At 67.0% G+C, this 19,713-nt stretch carries 21 protein-coding genes and 2 tRNA genes; 10 read left to right on the top strand and 13 right to left on the bottom strand.

Translation table 11 applies throughout. The features are described from left to right. Positions 1–16 precede the first annotated feature (16 nt). The 9 genes from purL to DVH23_RS10505 form a co-directional block, all read right to left on the bottom strand. Positions 17–2,182, bottom strand: a complete 2,166-nt coding sequence (purL, locus tag DVH23_RS10465; protein WP_114577379.1) for a phosphoribosylformylglycinamidine synthase subunit PurL — start codon at positions 2,180–2,182, stop codon at positions 17–19. A gap of 239 nt (positions 2,183–2,421) precedes the next feature. Continuing rightward, positions 2,422–2,495: transfer RNA gene (locus DVH23_RS10470), tRNA-Thr, on the bottom strand. A gap of 11 nt (positions 2,496–2,506) precedes the next feature. Further along, on the bottom strand, positions 2,507–3,058 hold the full coding sequence (locus DVH23_RS10475) for a GNAT family N-acetyltransferase (RefSeq protein WP_114577380.1): 552 nt from the start codon (positions 3,056–3,058) through the stop codon (positions 2,507–2,509). A gap of 110 nt (positions 3,059–3,168) precedes the next feature. Further along, positions 3,169–3,735, bottom strand: a complete 567-nt coding sequence (locus DVH23_RS10480) for a cyclic nucleotide-binding/CBS domain-containing protein (protein WP_114577381.1) — start codon at positions 3,733–3,735, stop codon at positions 3,169–3,171. Between the two features lie 81 nt (positions 3,736–3,816). Continuing rightward, the gene (locus tag DVH23_RS10485; RefSeq protein WP_114577382.1) at positions 3,817–4,572 is read right to left on the bottom strand and encodes a GTP cyclohydrolase III; all 756 of its coding nucleotides are present in this window, start codon (positions 4,570–4,572) and stop codon (positions 3,817–3,819) included. Positions 4,573–4,646: 74 nt separating this feature from the next. Then, positions 4,647–4,967, bottom strand: a complete 321-nt coding sequence (locus tag DVH23_RS10490) for a DUF5785 family protein (protein WP_114577383.1) — start codon at positions 4,965–4,967, stop codon at positions 4,647–4,649. A gap of 236 nt (positions 4,968–5,203) precedes the next feature. Beyond that, positions 5,204–5,602: a hypothetical protein gene (locus DVH23_RS23550; RefSeq protein ID WP_157972387.1), complete on the bottom strand. Its 399-nt coding sequence runs from the start codon at positions 5,600–5,602 to the stop codon at positions 5,204–5,206. A gap of 312 nt (positions 5,603–5,914) precedes the next feature. Beyond that, a tRNA-Ser gene (locus DVH23_RS10500) sits at positions 5,915–5,998 on the bottom strand. Between the two features lie 23 nt (positions 5,999–6,021). Beyond that, positions 6,022–6,720 carry a hypothetical protein gene (locus tag DVH23_RS10505; RefSeq protein ID WP_114577385.1) on the bottom strand — a complete coding sequence of 233 codons (699 nt, stop codon included), beginning with the start codon at positions 6,718–6,720 and terminating at the stop codon, positions 6,022–6,024. Between the two features lie 11 nt (positions 6,721–6,731). Between DVH23_RS10505 and DVH23_RS24575 the strand changes: the two genes are divergently transcribed. The 3 genes from DVH23_RS24575 (at position 6,732) to DVH23_RS10520 (ending at position 8,930) form a co-directional block, all read left to right on the top strand. Continuing rightward, positions 6,732–7,127: a hypothetical protein gene (locus DVH23_RS24575; RefSeq protein ID WP_232833743.1), complete on the top strand. Its 396-nt coding sequence runs from the start codon at positions 6,732–6,734 to the stop codon at positions 7,125–7,127. Positions 7,128–7,687: 560 nt separating this feature from the next. Further along, positions 7,688–7,873, top strand: coding sequence for a hypothetical protein (locus DVH23_RS23555; protein WP_157972388.1), 186 nt, complete (start codon positions 7,688–7,690; stop codon positions 7,871–7,873). 247 nt (positions 7,874–8,120) lie between these two features. Continuing rightward, the gene (locus DVH23_RS10520) at positions 8,121–8,930 is read left to right on the top strand and encodes an MOSC domain-containing protein (protein ID WP_114577387.1); all 810 of its coding nucleotides are present in this window, start codon (positions 8,121–8,123) and stop codon (positions 8,928–8,930) included. A gap of 6 nt (positions 8,931–8,936) precedes the next feature. On the opposite strand, the gene DVH23_RS10525 is transcribed toward DVH23_RS10520, so the two are convergent. After that, the gene (locus tag DVH23_RS10525) at positions 8,937–9,302 is read right to left on the bottom strand and encodes a cupin domain-containing protein (RefSeq protein WP_114577388.1); all 366 of its coding nucleotides are present in this window, start codon (positions 9,300–9,302) and stop codon (positions 8,937–8,939) included. 138 nt (positions 9,303–9,440) lie between these two features. Between DVH23_RS10525 and DVH23_RS10530 the strand changes: the two genes are divergently transcribed. Together DVH23_RS10530 and DVH23_RS10535 are read left to right on the top strand one after the other, a co-directional pair. After that, positions 9,441–11,108, top strand: coding sequence for a spermidine synthase (locus DVH23_RS10530; RefSeq protein ID WP_114577389.1), 1,668 nt, complete (start codon positions 9,441–9,443; stop codon positions 11,106–11,108). A 76-nt stretch (positions 11,109–11,184) separates the two neighbouring features. Then, entirely contained in the window at positions 11,185–12,756 is a 1,572-nt protein-coding gene (locus tag DVH23_RS10535; protein ID WP_114577390.1) for a tryptophan 7-halogenase, read from the top strand. A gap of 4 nt (positions 12,757–12,760) precedes the next feature. Here DVH23_RS10535 and DVH23_RS10540 read toward each other — a convergent pair whose 3' ends face one another. Then, the gene (locus DVH23_RS10540) at positions 12,761–13,027 is read right to left on the bottom strand and encodes a zinc ribbon domain-containing protein (protein ID WP_114577483.1); all 267 of its coding nucleotides are present in this window, start codon (positions 13,025–13,027) and stop codon (positions 12,761–12,763) included. A gap of 165 nt (positions 13,028–13,192) precedes the next feature. Here DVH23_RS10540 and eif1A point away from each other — a divergent pair, with 165 nt between their 5' ends. Both eif1A and DVH23_RS10550 read left to right on the top strand, forming a co-directional pair. After that, positions 13,193–13,477, top strand: coding sequence for a translation initiation factor eIF-1A (eif1A, locus tag DVH23_RS10545; protein ID WP_224827122.1), 285 nt, complete (start codon positions 13,193–13,195; stop codon positions 13,475–13,477). Between the two features lie 105 nt (positions 13,478–13,582). Further along, positions 13,583–14,785, top strand: coding sequence for an MFS transporter (locus tag DVH23_RS10550; RefSeq protein WP_114577391.1), 1,203 nt, complete (start codon positions 13,583–13,585; stop codon positions 14,783–14,785). A 5-nt stretch (positions 14,786–14,790) separates the two neighbouring features. On the opposite strand, the gene DVH23_RS10555 is transcribed toward DVH23_RS10550, so the two are convergent. Continuing rightward, positions 14,791–15,273: a hypothetical protein gene (locus DVH23_RS10555; protein WP_114577392.1), complete on the bottom strand. Its 483-nt coding sequence runs from the start codon at positions 15,271–15,273 to the stop codon at positions 14,791–14,793. 93 nt (positions 15,274–15,366) lie between these two features. Here DVH23_RS10555 and DVH23_RS10560 point away from each other — a divergent pair, with 93 nt between their 5' ends. The 3 genes from DVH23_RS10560 to DVH23_RS10570 all read left to right on the top strand — a co-directional run bounded on the left by DVH23_RS10560 (position 15,367) and on the right by DVH23_RS10570 (position 17,659). Next, positions 15,367–16,302, top strand: a complete 936-nt coding sequence (locus DVH23_RS10560) for a 3-keto-5-aminohexanoate cleavage protein (RefSeq protein ID WP_114577393.1) — start codon at positions 15,367–15,369, stop codon at positions 16,300–16,302. Positions 16,303–16,511: 209 nt separating this feature from the next. Further along, complete coding sequence (locus DVH23_RS10565) at positions 16,512–16,997, top strand: DUF456 domain-containing protein (protein ID WP_114577394.1); 486 nt, start codon at positions 16,512–16,514, stop codon at positions 16,995–16,997. A 479-nt stretch (positions 16,998–17,476) separates the two neighbouring features. Continuing rightward, complete coding sequence (locus tag DVH23_RS10570; protein WP_114577395.1) at positions 17,477–17,659, top strand: hypothetical protein; 183 nt, start codon at positions 17,477–17,479, stop codon at positions 17,657–17,659. Between the two features lie 22 nt (positions 17,660–17,681). Here the strand turns inward: DVH23_RS10570 and DVH23_RS10575 are convergent, their stop codons facing one another. Next, a complete protein-coding gene (locus DVH23_RS10575; RefSeq protein ID WP_114577396.1) occupies positions 17,682–19,406 on the bottom strand; it encodes a glutamate--tRNA ligase in 1,725 nt (574 codons plus the stop codon). Between the last annotated feature and the right edge of the window lie 307 nt (positions 19,407–19,713).

Raw genomic sequence — 19,713 nt, forward strand, 5'->3', positions numbered from 1 at the left:
TCTTCCGACCGTATGACTACTCGAGTTCGGCGGCGATCGTCGAGCGGCGCTCGCGGATCCCGGCCGCGTCGTAGGTGAGGTCGGTTTCGCCGACGTCGACCCGGAGGACCCCGTCGTCGGTTCCCTCGCCGATCCGCGCCACGGGGGCGATTCCCGCGAACGCCTCCCGGACGGCGTCAGGGTCGGTCGTCTGGACGAGGACGCGGCCGGCGCCCTCCGCGAACAGCGCGGCGGCGGGGTCCCCGGAGAGGCTGACCTCGAGACCCGCCTCATCGGAGACCATCTCGGCGAGGGAAACGGCGAGGCCTCCGTGGGAAACGTCGTGGGTCGCGAGCGTTGCGGGGTGGTCTGCGACCGCCGCGAGCGCATCGACGAACCCGGCGGGATCGTCGGGAATCGCAGGGAACCGGTCGCTCCCGCCGAACCGCGCGAGGTACTCCGAGCCGCCCAGTCGCTCCGGTCGACGGCCGATCAGGAGGAGATCGCCCTCCGGACTCGCCGAAAGCGGCGGGGCCTCGTATCCTCGCTTCGTGCCGACCATCGCGAGCGTCGGCGTCGGCGGGATCGGCCCCGTCGTGGAGTCGTTGTACAGCGAGACGTTGCCGCCGACGACGGGGACCGAGAGCTCCAAACACGCCTCCGCGAGCCCCGTGACCGTTGCCGAGAAGCCGCCGTAGACGTCGGGCTTCTCGGGGTTGCCCCCGTTGAGGCAGTCGACCGCCGCGAGCGGGCGGGCACCCTTGGCCGCGAGGTTCGTCGCGTTCTCGACGGCGATCGCGCGGGCGCCGGCCTCGGGGTCGGCGGCGGTCCAGTTGGGCGCGGCCCCCGCCGAGACCGCGAGCCCGGTCCCGGTCTCGTCGTCAGGGGTGTTCTCCCTGCCGGTCTCCCGGATCGCGACGACGGCGGCGTCGTCGCCCGGCCCCACGCTCGTGCGGACGCCGACCTCGTGGTCGTACTGGCGGTACACCCACTCCTTCGAGGCCGTGTTCGGGCTCGAGAGGACCGTCTCGAAGGCCTCCTCGATATCGGGATCGGGGAGGTCGGTCTCGGGTTCCGGCGGCGACTCCGCGGGGAGGTCGTTCATCGGGGCGCCATCTCCGAGGAACTCGGCGTCGACGTCGACGACGGTCTCTCCCTCGAAGGTACACCGGTAGTTCCCCTCGGTGACCTCGCCGATGACCGACGCGCCCAGGTCGAAGCGCGTGGCGACCGCCTCGACGCGCTCGACGTTCTCGGGGGCGACCTCGTAACACATCCGCTCCTGGGACTCCGCCAGGAGGATCTCGAGTGCGTTCATCTCCGGTTCGCGCTGGTGGACCGCCTCGAGGTCGATGTCGGCACCCAGTCCGCCCTTGGCGACGAGTTCGCTCGAGGCGCCCCCGAGGCCGGCGGCACCGAGGTCCCGAGCGGATTCGACGAGGCCCTCCTCGACGAGGACCTCGTTGGCCTCGATCAGCAGCTTTTCTGCGTACGGGTCGCCGACCTGGACCGCGGGCCGGTCCTCGGTCTCTGCGTCCTCGGCCAGATCCTCGCTGGCGAACGAGGCTCCCCCGAGTCCGTCCCGGCCGGTGGCGTTCCCGACGAGCACCAGTTTGTTTCCGGGTTTCTGGGCCACGGCCGTGACCAGCCGATCCGCGGGGAGGAGGCCGACGCAGGCGACGTTCACCAGGGGGTTGCCCTCGTAGTCAGGGTGGAAATCGACGCTGCCCCCGACCGTCGGGACGCCGATAGCGTTGCCGTAGTGGCTGATTCCCTCGACGACGCCCTCGAAGAGGTACTTGGGGTGGTCCTCGGCGAAGGGACCGAAGTACAGCGAGTCGGTCAGCGCGATGGGGTAGGCACCCATCGAGAGCGTGTCCCGCACGATGCCGCCGACGCCCGTGGCCGCGCCGTCGAACGGATCGACGTAGGAAGGGTGGTTGTGGCTCTCGATGCCGAGCGTGACGTACGTCTCGCCGGGCTCGCCCGTCTCGGGATCGGGGAGGGCGACCACCGCGGCGTCGTCGCCGGGACCGATCACGACCTGCTCGCCCTCGCTGTCGAACGCGCCCAACAGCGGGCGCGAGGAGCGATACGCACAGTGCTCGCTCCAGAGGTTCTCGAACAGCGCCGCCTCCGCCGCCGTCGGCTCGCGGCCGAGTTCGGTGGTGATCAGCTCGCGGTCCGAATCGGCAAGACTCATTCATTCTCGTGTTCAGTCGAGGACGGTAAATCGCTTTCCATGTACACGATCATGCAACCACATATCGTACTTCCGAGGAAAATCGGGCGTGTTTGGGCAGGGTTGAAGCGGAACGTGGAATGATGCGCTTCGGGAAGCGGGTTTGGTTTCAGACGAACCTTCGTGGAGTTGAAAGGCGACAGCTTCGAGAGCGACCCAGTGATCTGTCCGGTTTGAGACGAACTTTCGCCGTTGAAACGAGCCAGGGGTGGGATTCGAACCCACGAAGTCTCGATTACAAGTCGAGTGCATGAACCGCCCATGCTCCCCTGGCGCGGTCGATCCTTACCGTTCTTCCTTTGAGTGTGTGTCGTTTCCCCGGTCCTCGAGCCGTCGCTCCATCGTCACCCGCGTCTCGTGGTAGCCGTTCGCCCGGTAGAACCGCCTCGCGTCGGCGTTGTCGGCCATCGCTTCGAGCGAGAGGACGTCGGCGCCCTCCGCCCGGAGCCGGTCCTCGGCGGCCTCGAGGAGGGCGGTGCCGATCCCGCGGTCCCGATGGGCGGGCGTGACGTAGAGGTTCGAGAGGCGTCCGCGGGCGACGTCGAGTTCGAACAGTCCGTTCTCCATCGAGACGCTGGCGAAGCCGGCGATCGCGTCGTCGATCCTGGCGACGAGGAGGTCGTCGTCGAACGTATGAGCGAGCAGGACGTCCCGGATCGCCTCCCGGTTTTCCTCGGGGCGGATGTGGGAGCCGTAAGCCTCCTGTTCGCCCGCGAGGGCGATCCAGGCGGAGACGAGGGCTGGGAGGTCGTCGTCCGTTGCAGGCTCGATCAGCGGCGTGGCGTCGGTGTCGTCACTGGCAGCCGGGTCGTCGGCCCGCTCGCCGTCGTCGCTCATCGGTCACCCTCGCGTCCGGTCGGGGCCGTCGGGAGCGCCGGAACCGCCGGAGTCGATCGCGGCCGGTACACGGGCGGACCTCGTCGCCCGTCGGGGAACCTCTTTCGGTGCTACACCCGCCTGCAGTCCGCACAGAGGAGCTGGCCGTTTGCCTCCCGGAGTGCGTCGACGAGCGAGCCACAGGCTTCACAGACCCCCTGGGTCGTGTACTCGCCGCCGTTGGCCCGGAGCCGTCCCTCCTCTAAGTCGCCCGCGGTCGTCATCTCCCCGGCGAGCTCGGAATCGGGCGAGCCCTGGAACGAGCCCGTCGCGGCGATCACGTCCCGCTGGGTGAGGGCCCCGAGGATCTCCTGGTCGTCGGTGACGGCGAGGTTCCGGACGTTCTCGCGGGTCATCAGCGCGGCGGCCTCGGTCAGCGAGCGGTCGGCGCCGATCGTGATCACGGGTGTCGACATGGCGTCGCCGACGGTCGTCTCCGCGGCCGATTTCCCCTCCTCGACGAGCCCGAGGACGTCCCACTCGGTGACGATCCCGACGGGATCGGAGCCACGGACGACCAGCGCACAGCCCGTCCGTTCGGCCCGCATGAGCTCGACGGTCGCGAGGACGGTGTCGGCCTCGCTGACGCCGACGTAGTCGTTCGTCAGGACGTCCCTGACAGCCAGTGCCTGTTCCATATGGTATCGATTGGCACAATCGGCCTAAAAGCTACCTCCGGCAGACTTAAGCAAGCGGCCGGCGAACTTTTTCGACCGTTCTCAGCGGCTGAACTCGATCCGGGTTTCCTCTGCGCGGCAGATCTCGAGGGCGTGTTTGGCGTCCATCCCGGCCGCGTGGGCACTCGAACCGCTTCCGACGCCGACCTTGAGCGCGACGCCGACGTCCTCCTCGACGTGGGCGATGGCGTCGTGATAGGCGTCCTTGCCCAGTTCGGGACAGACGGCGATGATGTTGTCGCCGCCGACGAAAAACGAGAGGCTCCGGTGGGCGGTGCGCATGTAGCGCATGAGTTCGGCGTAGGCCTGTTCGATCTCGATGAAACTGTCGAAGGCGTTCAGCTCGTCGGTGTACTCGCCGGTGGCGTCGTTGACGTCGAAATGGGCGATTCTGACGTCCTCGCCGCCCGTGCCCTCCGCGACCTCGCCGCCGAGGATCTCGCGTCTGTTTCGGTCCTGGGCGCTGCCGGCATCCTGGACCAGCTCGGTCGCCTCGGAGAGTGCCTCGACGGGATCGGGGTCGGCCGCGACCCCTAGACTCAACGAGACCGGGTAGCGGTTGCCGACGGACTCCTGGAGGAGCCGGTGGTCGTCGAGATCGAGCCCGTTCGTGACGGCGATCATGTTGTCGAAGCGGGTGAAGAAGACGTAGCCATCGCGGGCGCCGACGAACTGGGAGACGTCGGCGTACAGCCGCGACTGGAGCGTCTGGAGGTCGGCTTCGCGCCTCGGTTCCGGCGTCACGGTCCAGGGCCCGTAGTTGTCGATCTGAACGAGCGTAACCTGCGTGTTCGTCACGGTATCTCCCCGTTTCCGTCGACGTCGTATAAACGATACGCAATCCAGATCCGTGATGGCCGATCCCGCTCGGCTCAGGCCGACTTGCGTTCGGGATCGGCACCGACGGGGTGGTAGGTCCAGAACCCGCCCTCGCGCATCGCCGTTCCGACCGCCCGATGCATGTCGGTGATCGTCTCGAACTCCTCACCGTCGACGTGCTCGAAGATCTCCGCCATCGAGACGACGGTCTCGGAGTTGATTCGGATCGGGTCCGCGCCGTGGGCCTCGACGAACTCGTCCCGGGAGAGGGGGAAGTCCTCGTCGTCGTCTACCTTCTTGGCGATGACCGCCATGTCGAACTTCCGCATCCCCTCGCTGCCCTCCTCCCCGTCGGGGTCGTGTGGCCAGTCCATACCCGGGGTGGGTGCGTCGGTCGCAAAAACGTTGCCCCTCGCCGCCGTCGGTCGGGTGGTATCGACGGAGCCACGGGAGAACCCGTCAGGGGAGGACGGGATTTGAACCACCTGAACGTCGGTCGTTTCGCTCGCCTGTGCGGGCTGTGACTTCTCTCGTCTACACCTATGACACGCTAGATTTCTGTTCTGAGTCCACCAGGAGAGCCATATCAACGACCCCCTCCACGAGAGCGTTAACGGAAATCCCTCGTTTCCCCGATCACCCGTTCTTCACCATCCTGTCGCCATAGCACCTCTACCACTTCGGGAAAAAGAATTTCAACGGTAATCGAATCACCCTCGATCTCGTCATCTGCATCGACGTTCGCACTGAGTTCATACCAGGGCACGGTAGCTATCTCCTCGTCGTTATAATCAACTGCCACGTTCGTAATGAACACCTCGTTAGCGGGTAGTGAATCTCCGCCCGTGTGGGTTATTGTGAGAACATCCGGAGCGTCATCATAGCCTTCATGCTCGAACTCAAAACAGGCGACTTCCGCCGAGCATGACGAGAACGTCTGACAGCCGGATAGACATACACATCCAATCAAACTCCCAGTGTGTAGTAGTTCCCGCCGAGTTCGGATCATGATGTGTTCTCTTCCCTTATCATTCTGAAATTACTATAAATTGATGCCCTCACGTACACTACATTGACGGAGACCAGTCCTGCGATTCTCTGCTCAGTTGGTCGAGGCGGGAACCCGATCGGTGAGCAATCAGACGAGCGCGTTCCGTTCTGACTCACCGGGAGGGCCGTATCAACGACCCTCTCCACAAGAGCACTCCTCGTTCCGTACTTCAAATCCCGCCGTCTCCGCTTCCCTGCTCACGTCCGTTCGTCGCGGGAACTCCGTTCCCGCGTGCGTTCACTCGCTTCGCTCGCGAACACGTCGCACAAGCGGTGGGGATGGGATTTGAACCCATGAGGCCTCCCGGCCACCTGCTCTCAAGGCAGGCGCGTTGGGCCGCTCTGCCACCCCACCACACCCTCGTCTTCCGGAGCCGCTCAAAAAGCGTTGTCGGTCGCGAGACCCAGATCGTCGACGGCGGCGGCGGTCGCCTCCGGCACGGGCCGCCCGGCGGCCCGACGCGCCTTGAGTCCGGCGACCGTCGAGCGGAGCCCCGCTTCGGTTTCGATCGTCGGGACCATCGGCGCGAAACCGATCTCCAGGCCCGCGTCGGCCGCTTTTCGAGCGATCGTCGACAGTTCCGGATCGGTGTAGGCGTCGGCGAAGTCGATCGGTTCCCCGAAGGCCGCGAGATAGACCGCGCCGTCGGGTGCCGGCCCCAGGACGGCACCGTTCCGGCGGATCTTCATCGCCACGCCGTCGACCTCCGTGCGCGAAACGAGGGCCGCGGTCGGCTCGAGGACCCCGACGCTCGTCTCCCCTTCCTCCCGAAGGAGGTGGGTGACGGTGTTTCCCGTTCGGGCCGAGCGCGTCGAGCCGACCTGGCGCTCGAAACGGGCCTCGGCGAGGTCGGCGTCGGCGAGGGCGTTGCGAGCGGCCTCCTCGCTCCCGTCGTCGCCGTCCTTCGGTTCGCGGTAGTTCACGAGCAGGTCGCCGCCGCTGTCGGCGACCGCCCCGACGACGTCGGTCGTGGCGGCCTCGTACAGCCGGCGACGGTCGGCCGGCGGAAGGAGGCCCTCGAGCCCGGGGAGGGGCGTCCGGTCGCGCGACGGGTCGATCGGGACGACGACGAGCATGGCGGGAGTCGGTGGGCGACGGCCTTGAACGCGGCGCTTCCGACGGGCTCTCGGTGCGCTCTCAGACGACCGCGACCGCGACCTTCGAGGACCGTGTGGGTCACGACCCGATCGCGGCGGTCCAGGGGGAGCGAGATGGCAGAATCGCCCCGACCGGGGTCGGATTTATCGGGTCCCGCGCCGAGGGCCGAGACATGACGCTGCTCGAACGCGCCGGGACGGCCGCCGGCCTCGCCGTCGTCGCCGGGCTGGTCGCCGCCGGTCTCTGGGGGGTTCTCGACGGCGTGCTCGGCGGCGGCTACCTCGCCGCGACGGTCGCCGCCGGATCGGTCGTCGCCGGCCTCGTCTTCTCCCTGTTCGTCCTCGGCGCGCGCTCGGATCGCTGGCTCGAAAACCCCTACTGGTAGGGCCGTTCGCGCCGGGCGAACCGTCTCCCGTCCGGTGGCCACCGGTGAGCCGTGGTTCGTCGGCTCGCGCCTTCCGACGGGTTCCTCGAGTCGGTCCCCGATTCTCTCCGCCCTACCGAAACCGTCGGGCTGGCGAGGGCGATCCACTACACGCCGAGAGAACGTGTTGCGTTCAGGCTGTGAAAAGCGCAGCATCCGCGAGCGAACGGCCGGAGGCCGCGAACCGAGGAGAGGAACGAATGTGTTTATTACCCGTTTGCCGAGCGACCGAACGCCACGAGAGAGCGCAAAAGGGTAGCTTACGGTTCATTGCGATTACACGCATCGCCCGCTACTATATATTGTATATCGAGTGACTCGTCCTCAGCAATCCTGTAGAATACCTCTGTTTGTTCGCTAACCTGCGATGCCGTGATCTCTCGAGGACCGACACGATCTTGCTTATCGACCTGCCCTTCCACTGTGAGCGTTTGGATCGGTCCATCGAACCAATCGCGAGGATCAAACTCCTTATCAGAGACGGTGCTGCCCGTTGCACTCGGTATGTCATATGTGCCCCGATGAACCGTCTCACCATCGGCCTGTACGTGGATCTCGATCCTATGTTCGGAGTCCTGATCTCCGTTGAAAATCTCGAATTTGCAAAGTGTGAAACGCTCAGGTTCGTTCTGACCTATCAGGGTGTTGCAACCGCTAAGACTACCGGCAAGCGAAGTACTGCTGAGGCAGATAACTGTCCGGCGTGATATCATGCCGCCCATAGAGTGATATCAAATCCGATTTATGAATAGCTTCTGGTGCAGAGAGATCTTTGAGAGACCTCGAGCATCGATAGTCCATGGACTGTGTTCGTCTCGATTGTGAGCATATCGATTAGAGCCGACCGACAGTCTGTATTGAACGATCACCGTCTCCGCGAATGGAGCTAAACCGCGTGCAACGTTCGCACGTCCGAAGTAACGACTTTGACGTCCCGGACCGATCGTCCACCCGATGACCGCGCCGACCCTCGAGTCGATCCGCGTCCACCCGATCAAGTCTCTCGACGCGACCGTCCGCGAGACGGCCCGGATCGTCGAGGGCGGCGGGCTGGCGTGGGACCGCCGGTACGCGATCGTCGATAGCGACGGCGAGTACGTCAACGGGAAACGGGAGCGGGCGATCCACCGGATCGGCGCGGCGTTCGATCTCGAGATGGGCCGGGTCTCGCTGCGGGTCCACGACCCCGGCCCCGGCGACCCGTCCCCGCGGGGGTTCGACCTGGAGGACGACCGAACCGCTCTCGAGGCGTGGCTCGCCGAGTACCTGGGCGACGAGGTCTCCCTCCGGCGAAACGACGAGGGCGGCTTTCCCGACGACACCGACGCCGCGGGGCCGACCGTCATCACGTCGGGAACCCTGGCGGCGGTCGCCGCCTGGTTCGGGGGGATCACGCCCGCCGAGCTGTGCCGGCGGCTCCGGCCGAACCTCGTGCTCTCGGGGGAGGCGTTCGCCGAGGACCGTCTCTACGACCGGCCGGGGACGGTCGTCCCATTCGAGATCGGCGGGGCGACGATCCACGGCGAGAGCCCCTGTGCGCGGTGTGTCGTCCCGACGCGGGACCCCGATACCGGGGCCGAGACCGAGGGCTTCCGGGAACGGTTCGTCGAGCGCAGGCGGGCAACGCTCCCCGAGTGGGCCAACGAGGCGCAGTTCGACCACTACTTCCGGCTGATGGTCAACACGCAGGTGCCTCCGGAGTCGTGGGGCGAGGCGTTCTCGGTCGGCGATCCCGTCACCGTCGGGTCCCCACGGTCCGAGTGACCTCGGTCAGTCCTCGACGATCCCGTCGTCGGCGACGTTCGGCGCGCCGACGACGAGCACCCGGCTCGGCTCGCGGGCCGACAGCTGGCGCCAGGACTCCGGGGGAACGACCAGGTAGTCGCCCGCCTCGACGGCGAGGACCTCGCGCTCGTCGTCGCGTTCGATCGTCACGTCGAAGCTCCCCTCGAGGACGACGTACAGCTCCTCCTGGCTCCCCTGTCGGTGGAAGACGTTCTCCTCGCCGGCGTCGTACTCCCAGACCGACGGGCGCATCTCCTCGGGCTGGAGGTCGATGCCGACCGACCGCAGGATCGGTGCCCCGTCCTCGAGTTCGCGGGCGTCGACGTCCTCTAAGCTGACGTGTGAGTACACGTCCGGACCGTCGTCCGTCGGGCCCAAAAAGCTCGTCCCGGCGGGACGGCCGGCGGAGGTACTCCCCGAAGGTGCCGGTGGCTGGCTCCCGTCGGGCCATCGACAACTGTAATTGTGCGCTCGGCCTAGCCGGTCCAGATGTCGGGAGTCTCCGAGCGGGTTCCGCGCGTTACGAGGCCGGAGCTGGCGGTGTTCGTCTCCGGGATCGTCAGCATGGGCCTGGAGATCCTGGCGGGACGGATCGTCGCTCCCCAGTTCGGCAGCAGCATCTACACCTGGGGGAGCATCATCGGGGTCAGTCTGGCGGCCCTCTCTCTGGGCTACCACCAGGGCGGCAAGCGGGCGGCACACACCACCCTCCGGGAGCTGACCTGGTTGTTCCTGGCGACGGCGGGCTACGTCGCCTTCCTCGTGTTCGCCCACGAGGCCCTGCTGACGACGACGGCGGCGATTCCCCTTCCCAGCCGGTATGCCTCCCTGCCGGCGATCACGATCCTCTTTGGCCCGCCAACCTACCTCCTCGGGTTCGTCAGCCCCTACGGCGCCCAGCTCTCGGGGAAGACCGGCACCGGCGAGGCCTCCGGACACGTCTACGCGCTGGGGACGATCGGGAGCCTCGTCGGCACGTTCGGGACGACGTTCCTGCTCATCCCCCGGCTCTCGATCGACCGGATCGGCCTGATCCTTGGCCTCCTGCTCGTGGTGACCGCCATCGCCATCGAGGCGCCGCAGATCCCGCGCCGGCCCGCGATCAGCGCGGCGGTCGTGACCATCTGTCTGGTCGGCGCCGTCGCCGGCGGCCCGCTCGGCTACTCCGTCCAGGGTCAGGTCGTCTACGAGACCCAGACGCCCTACCAGGAACTCGAGGTCGTCGACAGCGGCGACACCCGGACGCTGTACCTGGACGGGAAACGCCACAGCGCGATGAACAAGGACGAGCCGACCCGCCACGTCTTCGACTACACCCGCTACTTCCACATGCCGTACCTGATGGCCGACGACCCCGACGACATCGACCGGGTGCTGTTCGTCGGCGGGGGCGGGTTCACCGGTCCCAAAGCCTTCCTCGAGAACGACGACGACGTGACGGTCGACGTCGTCGAGATCGATCCCGAGGTGATCGACGCCGCCGACACCTACTTCGAGGTCGACACCGACGACGAGCGGCTCAACGTCTACAACGACGGCGGTCGAACCTTCCTCCAGGAGACCGACCGCGGGTACGACGCCATCGTCCTCGACGCCTACAGGATCGACAAGGTTCCATTCGAGCTCACGACCCGGGAGTTCATGAGCGTCGTCCACGACCGGCTCTCGGCCGACGGCGTCCTCGTCGCGAACGTGATCTCGGCGCCGGCGGGCCCCGCCTCGGAGTTCTACCGCTCGCAGTACCGGACCATCGACGAGGTCTTCGCCCAGACGTACGCCTTCCGGACCGCCGACGCGAACGTCGTCCAGAACGTCGAGGTCGTCGCCACCAAGAGCGACGACCGCCTCTCGGAGGCGGAGCTCGCGGAACGGAACGACGACCGCGATATCGGCCTCGATATGGGCGGCGAGATCGACGGCTACCTCGAGGAACCCCGGACCGACGACGTGCCGGTCCTCCGGGACGACCGGGCGACCGTCGACGACCTGCTCGACCCGATGATCGGCCAGCGATACGTCGTCGAGGAGACGAACGCGACCGGCGAAACCGACGGAAGCGAGGAGAACACCGGGAACGGCTCCGGCGGCGTCGAGTCGATCGCTCCCGGTTCGGCCGCCGGCGCGTCGGCTCCGCCGCCCCTGGCCCCGGGCACGTAGCTCGGCGTCGAGGATCCGGCCGTGGAGATCGACCGAGGGGAGGGTTTATACTGACCCCAGCTATTTTTGGTGATTGATGGGGAGTGACATTCGGTACAGGATCGACTCGATCGGGATCGTCGGCGGCGGCGACGCCGGACTGCTCACCGCGCTGGCCCTGGAGAAGGGGCTCGACGACCCGGAGATATTCGTCGTCGACGACTTCGACCAGTCGGTGCCCGAGGTCGGCAAGAGCACGCTCCGATACCTGCTTACCTTCCTCCACGACCGCCTCGAGATCAGCCCCACTCGGCTGGTTGAGGAGGTGAAACTCGGGTTCAAGAGCACGGTCTACCTGAAGGACTGGTGTGGCAAGGAGTTCCACAGCCCGCTGGGAAAGCCCCTCCCGACGGTCAGCCAGGTCGACCTGGGGAAGTGGGTCGAGCCGACGACCCGACGGGAGTCGCTGAGCCCCGAGAACGAGGCGGTGTTCGACGAGTTCCACCACCGCTACGAGGTCGGGGAGTACACCACGCTGTACAACGAACTCGCCGAAACCCCCGGGAAGACCCCGATGGTACTCGACGACGAGAACGTCTTCGACATCCAGAAGGGGCTACCGGACGCCTCCTATCACTTCAACTCCGAGAGCTTCAACCGATTCCTGCGGACGCTCTGTCGGGAACGCGGGATCGACCTGATCGACGACCGGATCGAGGCCGTCGAGAGCTCCGAGGGCTGGATCGACTCGATCGCCGGCGCCCGGGAGTACGCCGCCGACCTCTACGTCGACGCCTCGGGCTTCCGGCGGCTTCTGATGACCGAACTCGGAACGTCCCTCCGGGAGTTCGATCTTCCGGTCGACTCCGCGGTCGTCGCCACGACCGACGTCTCGTTCGACGACATCGTCTCGGCGACCGTCGTCACCTCCGGGGAAGCGGGCTGGTTCTGGCAGATCGACACGGTCGACGTCCGCGATCTCGGCTACGTCTACTCCTCGGAGCACATCGACGACGAGGCGGCGCTCGCGGAGTTCGTCGAGACCCGTGCCGAGAGGATCGACCCCGACGAGACCCGCCGCTACCGCTTCGAGTCGGGCGTCCTCGAAACCCCCTGGGCGAACAACTGCGTCGCCGTCGGGAACGCGGTCGGCTTCGTCGAGCCCCTCCAGTCGACGGCGCTTACGACCTCAGCCAAACTGGCCGACCGGCTGGCGATGTTCCTGGGGATGCACGGCCGGATCAACCACGACGGGGTCCGGGAACTGTTCAACGAGACGACGCGGGCGACCTGGGAGGAGATCTACGACTTCGTCAGCCTCTACTACAAGTACAACTCGGGCGAGACCCCCTTCTGGACCGAGGCCCGCGAGATCAACCCCGGCCCGATCGAACAGGTCGAGAGCTACCGGGCGTCGGGCTTCTGTGCGCCCGGAACGCGGGCATCGCTCACGCGGACGGCGACGGACCTGAACAACTACTATCTCTACTACCTCGTCCTCCAGGGCCTGGGCGTCGAGTCGGAGTTCCACAAGGGGATCGACCACGAGCCCGACCCGGCGGTCGTCTCCCGTGTCGAGGAGTACACCGACTCGGTCGGCGACCGGATCGACGACTTCCTCAGCTACGCGGAGTTCTACACCACGTTCCATCCCGGCTTCGAGAACTGAACCCCTATTCGCGGTCGGGCCGATCGGTCCGGTCGGTTCCGCCGGATTCGCCTTCGGAACCGGACGCTCTCGATCCCTCCTCCGGGGGAGCGTCCTCCCTTTCCGGGACCCGCTCGACCGCCTCGGCCCCACAGTGGGGACAGCGCTCCTGGTCGGTAAACACCGGCTCCTCACACGCCCGGCAGACGAACTCGGCTTGGTCCTCGCTAGCGGAGACGGCGCTCTGTTTGAACCGTTCGACCTTCTCGCCCAGGTCGCTGAAGAGGCTCATCGCCATCCCCCGGCCGCTCGCTTTCGGAGACCTCCCTCCCCCGACCGTCGATCCGTACAGTCCATGGTATCTCGTGGCGCTCGCGGAGCTTAAGCACTGGGCCGGATGCGGAACGCTCCCATCCGTCACCGATCACTTAACCGTCTGCCCCTCCTACAGTACGGTGTGAGTAACGAACGAGAGAGTCGGAACCTCCGCATGCCCAACGACGACGAGCTGTTCGCGGTGGTCACCGAACACAACGGCGGCAACCACGTCCGCGTCCGCTGTGAGGACGGGAAAGAGCGCATGGGCCGGATCCCCGGCCGGATGAAGTACCGCACCTGGATCGAGGAGGACGACGTCGTCCTCGTCGAGCCCTGGGACTGGCAGGACGAGAAGGCCAACATCGAGTGGCGCTACTCCAACCAGGACGCCGCCCAGCTCCGCCGCGAAGGCCACATCGACTAATCCGCTCCTGATCGCTCGTTCCCCCTACCAGCGACGGCTCCGTCGCGGCTGGTTTTCCGGTACCGGAACCCCGACGTACCGCCGACGGGCAGGTCCGAACGAGAGATGACCGCGACCGAAGAGACGGGAATGTCCGCCGTTCCCTGGGACTCGAGCGCGCTCTACGTCATCCTCGCCAGCTCACTGGTCGGCGTCATGGGCGTCTCGATGGTCAGCCCCGTCCTCCCCGACCTCCGGGCGGCCTTCGGCGTCAGCGACGCCCAGGTCGGCCTCGTCATCACCGCCTACACCCTCCCCGGGATCGTCCTCACCCCCTTCATCGGGCTGGTCGCCGACCGCCTCGGGCGCCGTCGCGTGATCGTTCCCCTGCTCTTCGTGTTCGGAACCGCCGGCGCGGGCGTCGCCTTCGTCGAGAGCTTCCGGGCCGTCCTCGGCCTGCGATTCCTCCAGGGGATCGGCGCGAGCGCACTCGTCACCCTCGCAGTGACGATGATCGGCGACTTCTACGAGGGCACCCGCAGGGACGCCGTGATGGGACTCAACGGGAGCACCCTCGGGACGGGCGCGGCGATCTACCCCCTGATCGGCGGCACGCTGGGCGCGATCCGGTGGAACGTCCCCTTCCTCTTTTTCGGGGTCGCCGTCGTCGTGGGCGTCGTCACCCTGTTCGTCCTCGAGGAACCCGACCAGGAACGCTCGAGCGATCTCCGGACGTATCTCCGCGGGCTTCGGGACGTCCTCCGAACCCCGGAGGCGCTCGCGATCTTCGCCGCCATCTTCGTCGTCTTCACCGTCTTTTATGGACTGGTCCTCACTGCACTGCCCCTCCTGCTCGCCGATCAGTTCGGCCTCGGCGCCGGCGCGATCGGTCCCGTACTGGCGATGGTGTCGGTCGCGAGCGCGACGGTCTCCTCGCAGTACGGCCGGGTCTCGGAGTGGCGCTCGGCGCCCGAACTCGTCGCGCTCGGTTTCGTCGCCTACGGCGCGAGCCTGATCGGCGTCCGGCTCGCGCCCTCGCCGATCTTCGTCGGGGCCGCCCTGCTCGCGTTCGGCGTCGGCTTCGGGATCGTGATGCCCTCGATCGACACGACGGTTATCACGCTCGTCTCCGATCGGCTCCGGGCGGGGGTGATGGGGCTTCGAACGAGCGTGCTCCGTCTCGGCCAGACCGTCGGTCCGACCGCGGTGCCGTTCGTCGCCGAGACGTTCTTTCCGGTGCCCGCCGAGGGCTACCGCGCGCTCCTCGTCGTCTGTGGGAGCGGAATGGCCCTTCTGGGTGCCGCCGGCTACCTGCTGCTCCGGCGGTAACCCGATTATTCGACTTCCAGGGAGTCGTCGGCCTCGACGTGTTCCTCGGACCACCGCAGCGAGAACGTCGCCGACCGGTCGGCGCCAGTACCCAAAAGCGACGAGTCGGTGTCGACGTCGACCGCAAAGTCGAGCGTCTCGGGCGGGTTGATCGTCGCGCTCTCGTTGCCGACGATGATCGTCACCCGGTCGCCCGCGTTCCGGTTCGCGGCGTTCGCGTCCGTCGTCGCGTCCGCGCCCGCGTCTCCGGCTCGATCGTCGTCGGCGGTCAGCGTGCTGTCGTCGTCGGTCAACGAGTCGTCGCCGGTCCCGGTTCCCGGCGTGCCGGCACCGCTTTCGGTCGCCGTGCGGTCGGTCCGGCCGGCTCCGGCGTCGGTTCTCGTGTCGGCCGTCCGCGAGCCCGCGGGATCGAGTTCGTCGGCGAACTCCCGGAGGTAGTCGGCGACCTCGCTTCGCGTCCGCTCTCGCTCCTGGTTCATCGAAACCATACAGTCCACATCACCGACCGACCGGGTAAAGCTACGCGTTGCAGGCGACGGAGCGGGGCGAGTACTTACGGTCCGACGGCCCCATCCCCGCGTATGCGCTCGTTCGACGACCTCGTCCTCTCGTGTGCGGTGACCGGGGCGATCCACACGCCGACGATGTCGCCTTCCCTCCCGATCACGCCCGAGGAGATCGCCGAGGAGGCGATCGCCGCCGCCGACGCCGGCGCCAACGTCGTCCACGTCCACGTCCGGGACCCCGAGACGGGCGAACCCGTCAACGACTTCGACCTCTTCGACGAGGTCGCGACCCGGATCCGCAAGGAAAGCGACGCCATCGTCCAGCCGACCACCGGCGGCGAACCCTCCTCCCCACCGAGAGAGCGGATCGGCGTCGTCCCCCGACTCGCCCCCGAGATGGCCTCCTGTAACATGGGCTCGATCAACTTCGGGCTCTACCCGCTCCTCGAGAGGTACGACGAGTTCGAACACGACTGGGAGGAGCCGTATCTCGAGGGAACCAAGGACCTCATTTTCCGGAACACGTTCGGAGACCTCGAGACGATCCTCCCGGTCTTCGACGCCCACGGAACGAAACCCGAACTCGAGTGCTACGACGTCGGCCACCTCTACAACGCGAAGCACCTGCTCGATCGGGGGCTTCTCGAGTCTCCGCTTCACCTCCAGTTCGTCCTCGGGATCCACGGCGGGATCGGTGCCGACGCCGCGAACCTGACCCACATGCACCGCGTCGCCGAGGACCTCTTCGGCGATCAGTATTCGTTTTCAGTGATCGGCGCCGGCCGCAACGAGTTCCCGCTGGGTCTGCAAGCGATCTCGATGGGCGGCCACGCCCGCGTCGGCCTGGAGGACAACCTCTACCTTCGAAAGGGGGAACTCGCCGAAAGCAACGCCGACCTCGTCGCGAAACTGGTCGATCTGGCGGCCGAACAGACGGGACGAGAGCCCGCCTCCCCCAACCAGGTCCGGGAGTTCCTCGATCTGAAGGGGCCCGACGGGACGGCTTTTTGATCTCCCGGACCACCCGGCCGGCGCCGACGGTTGCGTTCCGGCCGGATCACCGGTCGGCCCGGAACTACTCGAGGTAGCGGGAACCGACACCACCCGCCGCGTTCCGTTCGAATCACCTCGTCGGTGGCGCCGAACCGCTCGAGGCTCCGAGTTCGGGAGTGACGGACCCAGGACGGCAGGCCTTTCAGTCCTCCTCGTCTTCGGCCTCCATGGTCGATGTCGTCGCGGTCGTGGCCGTCGCCCTGCTCGTCGGCGCCGTCGTCGGGACGGTCGTCCCGATGGTCCCCGGCGGCGCGCTCTCGCTCGCCGGCCTCCTGCTCTACTGGTGGGGCTCCGGTTTCACCGAACCCGGACTCCTCCCGCTCGTCGTCCTCTCCGTGCTCGCGGTCACCACCGTACTCGTCGATCTCTTCGCGGGCGCCAGCGCCGCCCGCTACGGCGGCGCCTCCTGGACGACGACCGTGGCCGCCGTCGTCGTCTCGATCGTCCTCTTCGTCGTCACCGGCCCGATCGGCTTGCTGGTGGGTCTGTTCGGGACCGTCTTCGCACTCGAGTTCGTCCTCGGCGGCGACGTCCGCGAGAGTTCTCGATCCGCGGCCTACGCCACCGTCGGCGTCCTCGCCTCGACGGCGATCCAGGTGCTGCTGACGGCGACCGTTTTTCTCGGATTCGTTCTCTCGGTGTTCGTGCTGTAGGATGGGTTCGACCGGTCGCCCGATCAGTCGGCGGGCGTCGTGACCCTGCTCTCCTCGCGGTGACGCTCCGGACGAGCCATCTCCATCCCGAGGGCGACGGCTCCCGCGAGCCCGCCGAGCATCAACAGCCGCAGCACGTCCCAGAGATCGCCCGAGAGCGGAAGGTCGGCGTGGATTCCGAACCCGGGACGGCGACGACGAGTAGTGCATACAGGGCGCCCCAGCGCTCCGGAGCCCCCCGCATCGTTCGCCAGTTACGGGCCATGAGCCATCCGGCAACGCCCACGTGAGCCCGAGAACGGTCATGAGCTGGGGGTCCCAGTAGCCGTCGGCATAGACGACCGAGGGGATCGCCACCCCGAGGACGAGTCCGACCGCGATCGGTGCTCGATCGACCATGCGAACCGATAGTGTCGGATTGGAATAAATCCCGGCCCGGTTCCAGAAACACTGAATCCCTCCGCTCCCCTCCGAGGAGTATGGACCGGAAGTGTGCCGAGGAGGGCTGTGAGCGGCCCGCGGCCGTCGAGCTCCACCTTCCGTGGGCCGACAACCGGCTGGTCTGTGCGGCCCACGGACGGATGCTCGGCCGGGAGGACGGCGTCGTCGCCGATCCCGTAGGTGACGGCTCGTCGCTGCTGGAGGGCGACGAGAGCGAGTAACGGCAGGGTCGAACGCTCGAGCTCAGGGGTGTGCGAAGTAGGCGACCGACTCCTCGTCACCCTTCGAAACGCTGTCGAACCGCGCGAAGCCGATCCGCTCGAACTGGACGACGTCGTCGGCTTCGTACTCCGTGATTCCGGGTTCGGCCCGCCCGCGGACGTCGCCGGTCATCGTCCGGAGGCGGAGGGGAACGCTCTCGCTCGCGGGGACCCAGTGGACGACGTCGACCTCGCCCTCCCGAACCACATCGATATCCTCACCAGTGTACTGGAGGACGTCCCGGGTGAACTGGAAACAGCCCAAGCCCTTGAGCCAGATCCGTTCCTCGCGGCCGGGAACGTCGTCGGGTTCCAGCAGAACGCTGTCGACGGCCGGAATCTCGCGGACGCCCCGCTCTTCGTGGTTGGGGTGCAACGGCGGGTTCGCCTCGTCCGGCGGGCTCCCGCCGAGGGGGATCTGATTGCCCTCTCGGACCAGGAAGCGCCGGTCGGTCTCCTCGTCGATCAGGTCGCGGTTGGCGGCGTAGATCGAACTCATCGCCAGATCGACGTTCGAGGTCGAGGTCCCGAGTTCGATCATGGCATCGACGATCGCTTCTCCACGAATCCCCCGCCGACGGAGGCTCGCGACGGTCGGCGCGCGCGGGTCGTCCCAGCCCTCGAGTTCCCCGTTCTCGACGAGTTCCTTGATCCGCGAGGTGGACATCTTGACGTCGTAGGCGTCGATCTGGACGTGGCCCCAGTGGACCACTTCGGGGTACTCCCAGCCGAAGTAGTCGTAGACGAACCCCTGTCGCTTGGCGGAGTCCTGGAGGTCGATGCCACGGATGACGTGGGTGATCCCGAAGAGGTGGTCGTCGACTCCCGACTGGAAGTCGAGCATCGGCCAGCACCGGTACTGGGCGGCTTCCTCGCGTGGGTGGGGGGTGTCGACCATCCGGAACGCGACCCAGTCTCTGAGCGCGGGGTTCTTGTGTTCGATGTCGGTTCGCACTCTGAGAACCATCTCGCCCGACCCGTACTCGCCGTCGACCATCGCCTCGAACTCCTCGCGGACGGTCTCGACACCCTTCTCGCGGTGGGGACAGGCCTCGCCGGCGTTTTTCAACTTGGAGAACTCCTCGCCGCCACAGGAACAGGTGTAGGCGCCCCTGAGGTCGATCAGCTCCCTGGCGTGGTCGTAGTAGGTGTCGACCCGGTCGGACGCTTTGACGACTTCGTCGGGTTCGAATCCGAGGTACTCGATCGCTTCTATGATCTCGCCGTAGGCATCCATGTCGGGCCGTTTCGTCTCGGGGTCTGTGTCGTCGAACCGACAGAGCATCCAGCCGTCGTACCGGTCCTTGTATGTCCCGATGACGGCGGGCATCCGGGCGCTGCCGAGGTGCCAGGGGCCGTTCGGGTTCGGCGCGAGGCGCATCCGGATTTCCTCGCCCTCCTCGACGCCGGGGAGGTCGGGCAGGGGATGGTCCGCGCCCTCGTCCTCGGCCTCGAGTTCGGCGAGCTCCTCGGGGGCGAGCTCCTCGAGCCGAGCGCGTTTCTCCTCGACCGTGAGGTCGTTGACCCGGGCGACGACGCCGCCCGCCACGCCGGGCACCTGATCCCCGTGCTCGCGGAAGTCGGGGTTGGCGCCCATCAGCGGCCCCATGATCGCACCGACGTCGGCGTCGCCCCCGTGTTTGACCGCGTTCACGAGCGCGTGGGTCTCGGCCTCGCGCTCGATCCGGTCGCGTAACTCGTCGTCCATTGGCGGAGGCTATTCGGGGCCGGACCAAAACCTCCGCGGTGTCGGCTCGTCCGTCGCCGCGGCTCTCCGTCCCCACGTCCGGCCGCCTCGAAACGCGAGCCGAATCCCGCTCCGACGGAAGCCATCCGTGGCGATAGCGACACGTTCGCGCATGTTCGGCGCGGATCCGAGGGCGGCGTTCAACGGGGTGCAGGTCCTGGTGAGGGACGGCCGTCGCCTACTCTACTCGGGGGTGCCCCCGGGATGACCGGCGTCGTCTTCGTCGTCCTCCTCGCTGCGCTGGCCGCGGCCGGATCGAGGACGTCCA

Source organism: Saliphagus sp. LR7 (assembly GCF_003344565.1).
Lineage (GTDB): Archaea > Halobacteriota > Halobacteria > Halobacteriales > Natrialbaceae > Saliphagus > Saliphagus infecundisoli.